Genomic DNA, 9,150 nt, shown 5'->3' with positions numbered 1-9,150 from the left:
TAAATGCCATTCATTTTTATTATGGACAAAGGCACCAGCGAGAAAAACAAGCTGCAAAAAAAATAGCTGAGTTTTACAAAATACCGTTACACCATCTGGATCTCTCAAACATTTTTTCGTCTCTAAAAGGCAATGCACTTACAGATATCGACGAAGTAGAAATCCCCGAAGGCCATTACACGGATCCATCCATGCGTTTAACGGTTGTTCCTTTCCGAAACTTGATGTTTCTATCTTCAGGAGCTGCATTTGCAGCGTCGGTTGGTGCATCAACTTTGTATATGGGTGTTCATGCCGGCGATCATGCCATTTATCCAGATTGTCGGCCTGAGTTTATTCAGGCGGCGAGAAAAGTATTAAAATTAGGGCATTACGATGCAATCAGTTTAAAGACGCCATTTTTAAACGATACAAAGACAGGTATAGTTAAGGTTGGTATTCGCCTCGGCGTACCCTATGAATTGACCTGGACCTGTTACCAGGGAGAATCGTTGCCATGTGGTAAATGTGGCGCTTGTGTTGAACGCTCGGAAGCCTTTTCTGAAAATGGAGCAGTGGATCCTTTGTAAGGGAAGATCTATTTCTTTTTCTTAGTTTTACTTTGACCGCGAAGAGCTGCAGAATATGCCAATTCAGCCCATCGACACGTTTCATCAGAATTGTCCAGCGCTTCTTCCGGAACCTGGTAATATGACATTTTCATCGCCTTACCTTGTTTGACATATACAAATGGCTGCAATTTCCTTTCTTCAAATTCTTTGCGATTTATGTTATCAACTTTGAGATACAACATATCATCTGCAACCAGGCCAAACATCAGCTGGTTATGGTAAATTCCATACCCGCCAAACATCGCTCTTGCTGTTACTTGTCCGAACGGTTCCAGCCGTTCCAGTAAATAGTCAACAAATTCATTTGATTTTGGCATATATTGTTTCCTATTCCTCTCAGGTTTTTAAAACCTGAGAGGTCTTATTTAACCCTGAAGGCTCTTATTTACCCTGAAGGGTCTTATTATCCTAAATCAGTTTACCTTCATTAAATCGTTACGACCATCATTTTAACTGTCTTGGTATTTATGTAGTGGCTGTGCAAGGCCTTTTAAATTTCATTATTTCACAATGGATTAACATTTATTTATGAATGAGTAAGTTAACTGTTCTTAATTAATTAGTTTCATGAATTGCCACACGGTAATTGTAAAAAACTTGTAAATTTAAATTATTCATATAATATTTCAGAATCTCAAAAATAAATAATTTCGGTTTCAAACCGAACCACCTAAGAATGGCCTTACTATAAGAAATATAAGTAGGTTAAGTATTTCACTTTGAATAATAACAAAGCAATTTAAAGAGAGGCTGTGTGATGATGGCTTGTTGTAAATTATTTGGTTTAACCATCACGTATAAATAAAGCTAGCAATCACAGGATAAATAGATTGATTTAATCACAGACATGTATGAATGTTGGCTTCCTTTTGTATAAACGGTAGATTAAGATGAAAACACTTACATTGGTTAGACACGCAAGTTCCAATTTGAAAAATCCTGAATCGGATGATTTTACCAGAACCTTGAATAAGCGAGGGGAACAAGATGCACCAATGATGGGGAAGAGATTGGCGAAAAACGGAACTATTCCGGATCAATTGATTACAAGCCCGGCTGTAAGAGCTTATCAAACAGCAATGATTTTTGCTGAAGAAATCGGTTATGATGAGGAAAAAATAGAGAATAACTTCAATTTGTACGAGGCGGGCGTTAGCGAATTAATTGAAATAATCCGTCAAAATGATGACAAACATCATCATGTCATGATGGTCGGACACAACCCGGGATTTCACGACCTGGGTTGCCATCTAACCAATGTTAAGGTTGACAGTATGCCCCCATGTAGCGTATTCTGTATTGCATTCGATGTTGATTCATGGCAAGATGTTTCTGAAGGAAATGGTAGATTGTTATCATTTGACTATCCGGGCAAGCAATAATGAACTTGGTTATTATCCCAAAGGAATTCGTGTGATTAATGTCAAACCTGAAATTAAAGGGTTTCTTTGAAAAACCATGCTAATATTTTGAGATTATTTATATTTTGCTATATTCTAAATTCTGTTTTTGCCCATAGAAGTCTTAGCCAATTTTAGCCATCCATATGGCAAACCATGATTGTTTAACTTTAATTGACGAAACTCTGCGAAAAATATTATTTACCTAACTCAAAATTATTTGTTAGAATAATGTTTTAATAAATAAAGGAGTTTTAAATGTACATCAGCAATACCGTCCTTGTTAAAAGGGAAGGTTAATAATCGTTATCTGTAAGTGTAGAATTCGCTAAATATTTTACTTCAAATTATCCATCATAAAGTGAAATCCATCTGCTTACTTTAGCGAATTATCCCCCTTTCTACTTTTAATTTCCACAATTCAATATTTTTCATTCAAACTTTTCATTTTTTGGAAAGTACACTATTTTTATTAAGTTTATTCAAACTGGAAAGATAAATCATGAGCCAAATTGAACAAGATCAATCTTTAAAATCAGAATCATCGAGTGAATCGAATTGGAAAATATCTCAACTTTGGCAGGATGTCCGTGAATCCATAGCTGGTACCCAAAGAGATTTTACAAAGGGAAGTATTGGCAGAGCCATTCTACTGCTCTCCATTCCAATGGTACTGGAATTGATGATGGAATCGATTTTTGCCGTTGTAGATATATTTTTCGTATCAAAACTTGGTTCGGATGCTGTCGCAACAGTTGGGCTCACCGAGTCAATGATAACAATTGTTTATGCCATCGGAATCGGTCTTAGTATGGCTGCGACTGCAATTGTTGCGCGAAGGACTGGAGAGAAAGATTCCGAAGGCGCTTCAGTTGCAGCAGTTCAGGCCATAGTGGTGGGATTCCTGGTGTCAACTCCCATCATGTTTTTGGGGATTTTCTTTGCTCCAGAGTTACTTCAATTAATGGGAGCATCACAAGCAATAATCAGTTCCGGGTTTATGTACACGGCTATCATGCTTAGCACCAATGCCGTGATCATGTTGATCTTTATCAACAATGCGATCTTCCGTGGCGTAGGCGATGCGGCTGTCGCCATGCGGGCATTATGGTTGGCTAACATCATTAACATTATTCTGGATCCATGCCTGATTTTTGGCCTCGGGCCATTCCCCGAACTCGGTATAAAAGGTGCTGCGATTGCCACATCCATTGGACGTGGAATCGGGGTGGTGTACCAAATTTATACCCTACTGCGTAAATCGGGCAGAATTCATATTGCCAGGAAACATATGAAAATCCAAATTGATGTGATGAAACGATTGCTACGACTATCTTTAGGCGGCATTGGACAATTCATCATCGCAACCTCTAGTTGGATTGGATTAGTGCGCATCATGGCTGTTTTTGGCAGCGAGGCCTTGGCAGGATACACAATAGCTGTTCGCATCATTATTTTTTCCATATTGCCCTCTTGGGGTATGAGTAATGCAGCTGCAACATTGGTTGGTCAGAACTTAGGCGCAAAGAAACCAGACCGGGCAGAAAAATCGGTATGGATATCAGCATTTATAAACATGGTTTTCCTGGGTTTAATTGCGATCGTTTTTATCACATTTCCTGAATTCTTAGTGCGTATCTTTACGGATGAAGAGCGAGTTATCGCAATTGGTTCGGAATGTTTACGAGTGATTAGTTATGGTTATCTGTTCTATGGCTATGGCATGATTATGATTCAGGCATTTAACGGGGCTGGTGATACAGCAACTCCGACAAAAATAAATTTTTTCTGCTTCTGGCTGTTTGAAATTCCAGTGGCTTATGCCCTTGCATTGGAATTTGGGTTTGGCGAATTGGGAGTATTTATTGCGATAGTTGTAGCAGAGTCGTTGCTGGGTATAGCTGGAATTATCCTTTTTCGAAGAGGTAAATGGAAGGAGAGAAAAGTTTAGAAATTTCAAATAAATCTGAATTTTCAAAATATCAAATATTCGTAACTTTTCAACCATAGGCTGCTGGCCCTTAGCTTACTTTGATGAGATTATTGATCGTTTTTTGTTCTTTGTTTAACTCATCCATAATCACTTTTATATCTTCTGTTGGGATTAAATGCCAATAGCCGAACAGTTAAAAAAAAGCATTAAAAAATAATATGAATTTAGAGCCTTTGAGACTTAGAGGCTGAATAGTTACCAAATATCAATATAAATGAAGGAAACAATAATATTTTAAGATTTAAGAAGATTTTATTTGCCAATTTGAAAAATTCTGTTTTATTAATCTTTACTTTATTTTGGAATAAATGAAACTTCAACCATTGTTGAGTTCGTATAAGTTTTATTTGTATTTTCGATTGATTGATAAACGAGAATTCACTTAGAACCGGAAAAAAATATTTTAACCACAAAAGACCCAAAAGTAGACACAAAAATTCATTAAGGTACTTACTTTTTCTCTTTGATCTTAGTGCATAATATGTATATTCTTAGTGATCTTTGTGATATATGGAGTAACGCATGAGAAAAATATTAAAAATTAGTTTGATATTAGTATTCATTCTTAATCATTCAGTTTTGTTGTCTCAACCAACTCGGATCATGAATTCGGCCGAGCTGGAATTGGCATTGAGAAAGCTGAATGTCTTAGGCAGTGTCCTGATGGTAGCTGCTCATCCTGATGACGAAAATACAGCTCTACTCTCATATTTATCCAGTGGTCGGCTGGTTAGAACTGCTTATTTATCTACGACTCGCGGAGGTGGCGGCCAGAATCTGATTGGAACAGAAAAGGGTGCTTTGATGAGTGTAATCCGAACCCAGGAATTGGTTGCTGCCCGAAAATTGGATGGAGCCGAGCAATTTTTTACTCGTGCTATTGATTTTGGATATTCGAAATCTTCCGAAGAAGCCATCCGAATTTGGGGAAGAGATGAAGTGGTTTCGGATATGGTTTGGATCATTCGTTCATTTCGCCCGGATGTGATCATTACGCGATTTACGGCCGAAATGGGTGGTCATGGTCATCACCGCGCATCTGCAATTTTAGCTCAAGAAGCATTTCATGCTGCTAACGATCCCAATCAATATTCGGAACAATTAAAATTAGTCTCTCCTTGGCAACCCAAGAGAATTATATGGAATGCCTGGCGCAGGAATAGAACTGGTTCCGATACAAATACTTCTGATTTAATCAGCGTTGATGTAGGTGAGTATAATGCATTCCTGGGAAAATCCTACACCGAGATCGCTGCCGAAAGCAGGAGTATGCATAAAAGCCAGGGATTCGGATCGAGAGGTCGCAGGGGGCAATCTATAAATAGTTTTCAGCATACCGCAGGCACGCCAGCTGAAAATGATCTTTTTGATGGTGTGGATCTGACATGGAATAGAGTAGAAGGCGGAAAAGAGATCGGGACTATGATCACAGAAGCAATTGCATCTTTTCAACACGATGATCCTACAGCTACTATTCCTTCTCTCGTCAAAGTTTATAAAAAAATATTAACACTACCGCAAAGTTATTGGGTAAATCAGAAACAAAAAGAGCTCAAAGAGATTATCCGTTCCAGTCTTGGTCTTTGGACAGAGGCTATAGCCGAGAAATATTCTTACACACCAGGGAGTGAAGCAAATCTTACAGTTAATGTCATCAATCGCTCTCATTACCCAGTACTTTTAGAAAAAATTACCACTCCATATCAAACAGAAGAATTAGTCAATAGTCAAAACTTAAGTTATAACCAACCATTCCAACAGAAGTTGTCAGTAACGATTCCTGAAGATTTCGAATTGACTCACCCATACTGGTTGCGTTCTAAATCAAGTTTGGGATTATTTAATGTGAAAGATCAGAAATTAATTGGTCAGCCGGAAAATTTACCTGCTATGGAAGTCCAATTTGTAGTTCAAATTGATGGTCAAAGTTTTATCTTTGAAAGTCCTGTTTTATATAGATGGACGGATCGGGTGAATGGAGAACAGTACAGAACTTTGGAGATAATCCCTGAAGTCGCTCTGATTTTGGAGGAAAACCTTTATGTATTTGGGAATGATGACTCCAGGAAAATTGGACTGCGAGTCAAAGCTGGCAAAGATGCTGTCTCTGGTCAACTCCAATTACAAACTCCAAGCGGTTGGCGCGTTGAGCCATCTTCACAATCCTTTTCCTTAGAGAAAAAAGATGATGAGCGTTTGTTTTATTTTACTCTGCGGCCACCGGAAATATCTTCTTCCGGAATTCTAACAGCTGAAGCGACAGTTGATGGAAAAAGGCTTTCAAATGGATTTTTACGAATTCAATATCCTCATATTTCAATTCAAACACTATTTCCACCTGCGGAAGCCAAACTAGTTCGTTTGGATTTGGCAAAAAGGGAGGAACACATCGCTTACATTATGGGGTCTGGTGATGAGGTGCCAAAATATCTTGAGCAACTAGGGTACCATGTAGATCTGCTTTCTGATGACGATTTGGAAAATGCTGATCTCAAGCGATATGATACAATCATCGCGGGAGTGCGAGTATTTAATACTCGGACGCGATTGAAACAGCATTACTCAAGAGTGCTTGATTTTGTTTACAAAGGCGGTGTTCTCATTATTCAATATAATACATCTCGTGGATTGGTTGTTGATAATTTGGGACCATTCCCTTTTCAAATTTCCCGTGATCGTGTATCAGTTGAAAATGCCCCGATAAAATTTGAAATTCCCGACCATCCTCTATTGAATACACCTAATAAAATTACTCAATCGGATTTCGATGGCTGGGTTCAGGAACGCGGGCTCTACTTTGCGAATCAATGGGACTCCAATTTCCAGGCGCCAATTTCCAGCCATGATCCGGGTGAAGGTGATAAGTTGGGAGGCATTATTTATACTGAATATGGCAGCGGAATATTTATTTATACAGGGTTGTCTTTTTTCCGGGAGCTGCCGGCTGGTGTACCTGGTGCTTACCGGCTTTTTGTTAATATGATTTCTGCAGGCAAGGAAAATGGCCGTGGAACCCACTAATAATTTGGACGTCGAAGAACGTCCCCCCATATTCTCAAGCTGGAATAAGTGGTATATTTTAGTCCTTTTGAATCATGTCATATTAATTATCTTATTTACTCTTTTTATGAAATTCTTCGATTAGCTTTTTATTATAGACTGAACTTAAATATTTCCAAACTAAATAAGATATAAATTTGCACTCACTAGACTGGTTTGTTTTAATATCATCCCTGCTTTTCATTGTTCTTTACGGCGTCTGGAAAGGGCGGGGTAGTAAAAATATAGAGGACTACCTACTCGCAAACAGGCGCATGCGCTGGCCTACAATTGCACTATCCATCATGGCAACGCAAGCTAGCGCGATCACGTTCCTTTCAACTCCCGGACAGGCCTATGTAGACGGTATGCGCTTTGTCCAATTCTATTTCGGCCTTCCCATTGCAATGATCATTATTTCCATTACAGCAGTTCCAATTTATCACAAACTAAAAGTTTTCACTGCTTATGAGTATTTAGAAAATCGTTTTGACCTGAAAACACGTGGTTTGGCAGCGCTACTCTTTCTCATCCAAAGAGGATTGGCGGCTGGGCTTACCATTTACGCTCCGGCCATTATCCTTTCCACTATATTGGGTTGGAATACACAAATCACCACTTTTATAATCGGTGTTTTGGTGATTGTTTATACAACCTTAGGAGGCACTAAGGCTGTCAACTGGACCCATTTCCACCAAATGTTTATAGCTATGTTTGGTATGTTTGCTGCTTTTTTTATGATCTTATATCTCCTCCCTGATGATATTTCAATAATGGATGCAGGATTTGTGGCAGGTAAAATGGGGAAGTTTAATACAATCGATTTTACGTTTGATTTGAATAATCGGTATACGATTTGGTCGGGAATTATTGCCGGACTTTTTCTGCACCTCTCCTATTTTGGCACAGATCAATCACAGGTACAGAGATACCTGACTGGTTCCTCGATCACTGAAAGTCGCTTTGGTTTGATCTTTAATGGGTTGGCTAAAGTCCCGATGCAGTTTTTCATTCTTCTTATTGGCGCTATGTTGTTTGTGTTTTATCAATTTGAAAAGCCTCCCTTATTTTTTAATTCTGTGGAAATAAATAAAATTCAAAACACAGCCTACGCTTCAGATTACCAGGAATTGGAAGTTGAATACGAAAAAGCTCATGAATATAAGAAAACGAGAATAAGAGAGTTAATCAGTGCGATGGATGACAGCGACCAAGAGGCAATTGACCAGGCGCAAAACAATCTCAATCTGGCAGAAGGGAAAACAAAAGAAATCCGGGAATCGGCTATTTCTCTCATGCAGCAGAATGATCCGGAAATGAATCCTAATGACACGAATTATATTTTTCTGACATTTGTAACTACTTTTTTGCCTGTCGGATTGGTGGGATTGGTGATCGCAGCAATATTTGCCGCATCCATGTCATCGACTTCGGCAGAGCTAAATTCTTTGGCTTCCACAACAGTTGTTGATATTTATCGCCGCATGATCTACAAGAAGGGTAATGATAAGCATTATGTGATCGCCTCTAAAGTCTTTACCGCAATATGGGGTGTTTATGCCATCTTGCTTGCGGAATATGCCAGCCGGCTTGGCTCACTTATTGAGGCCGTTAATATCTTGGGATCTCTTTTTTATGGAACCATATTGGGGATATTCGCAGTTGCGTTTTATTTTAAGAAAATTCAGGGAACAGCTACATTTTATGCTGCAATAGTTGCTGAAACTCTAGTGTTTGTTTTTCATATTTTCGAGATAACATCTTTTCTCTGGTATAATGTCGTTGGCTGTTTAGGGGTGATTATTCTAGCTCATACCATAAATTGGCTGACACCACCTCAACCAGCCGTTAAATAGTGTTTGACCTAAAACTCAACAACTAGTGTCATTCCGGTAATCTTCCCTGCCAAAAACATGCAGGGACAAGCTTGAGCCGGAATCTAATCATTCCAAGCATGTAGATTCCCGCTAAAAGCATGCGGGAATGACAGAATGGGTGCTTTTCGTTCAGACACTAAAATAATATTTTTTTGGCAAATGGTCTTATCTCCTATAAGCTTTCTCCCCATTGAGAGATCATTTCTTCAAGCTGAGTAATATTCTGTTGA

The 9,150-nt window shown here is 38.7% G+C and carries 6 protein-coding genes; 5 read left to right on the top strand and 1 reads right to left on the bottom strand.

What is annotated here, in order from left to right; genetic code table 11:
• On the top strand, window positions 1-569 hold a 569-nt coding region (queC, locus tag IIC38_18740), incomplete at its 5' end, for a 7-cyano-7-deazaguanine synthase QueC (GenBank protein MCH8127963.1).
• Window positions 570-577: 8 nt separating this feature from the next.
• Here queC and IIC38_18735 read toward each other — a convergent pair.
• Window positions 578-928, bottom strand: coding sequence for a TfoX/Sxy family protein (locus IIC38_18735; protein MCH8127962.1), 351 nt, complete (start codon window positions 926-928; stop codon window positions 578-580).
• A 573-nt stretch (window positions 929-1,501) separates the two neighbouring features.
• On the opposite strand from IIC38_18735, the gene IIC38_18730 reads away from it, so the two are divergent.
• The 4 genes from IIC38_18730 (at window position 1,502) to IIC38_18715 (ending at window position 8,899) form a co-directional block, all read left to right on the top strand.
• Window positions 1,502-1,993, top strand: a complete 492-nt coding sequence (locus tag IIC38_18730) for a histidine phosphatase family protein (protein MCH8127961.1) — start codon at window positions 1,502-1,504, stop codon at window positions 1,991-1,993.
• Between the two features lie 520 nt (window positions 1,994-2,513).
• The gene (locus tag IIC38_18725) at window positions 2,514-3,962 is read left to right on the top strand and encodes an MATE family efflux transporter (protein MCH8127960.1); all 1,449 of its coding nucleotides are present in this window, start codon (window positions 2,514-2,516) and stop codon (window positions 3,960-3,962) included.
• 564 nt (window positions 3,963-4,526) lie between these two features.
• On the top strand, window positions 4,527-7,025 hold the full coding sequence (locus IIC38_18720) for a PIG-L family deacetylase (GenBank protein ID MCH8127959.1): 2,499 nt from the start codon (window positions 4,527-4,529) through the stop codon (window positions 7,023-7,025).
• A 176-nt stretch (window positions 7,026-7,201) separates the two neighbouring features.
• A complete protein-coding gene (locus IIC38_18715; protein ID MCH8127958.1) occupies window positions 7,202-8,899 on the top strand; it encodes a sodium:solute symporter in 1,698 nt (565 codons plus the stop codon).
• Window positions 8,900-9,150 lie beyond the last annotated feature (251 nt).

The sequence above is a fragment of the candidate division KSB1 bacterium genome (assembly GCA_022566355.1).
Taxonomy (GTDB): domain Bacteria; phylum Zhuqueibacterota; class JdFR-76; order JdFR-76; family DREG01; genus JADFJB01.
This window is presented reverse-complemented; position numbering and strand designations above follow the sequence as displayed.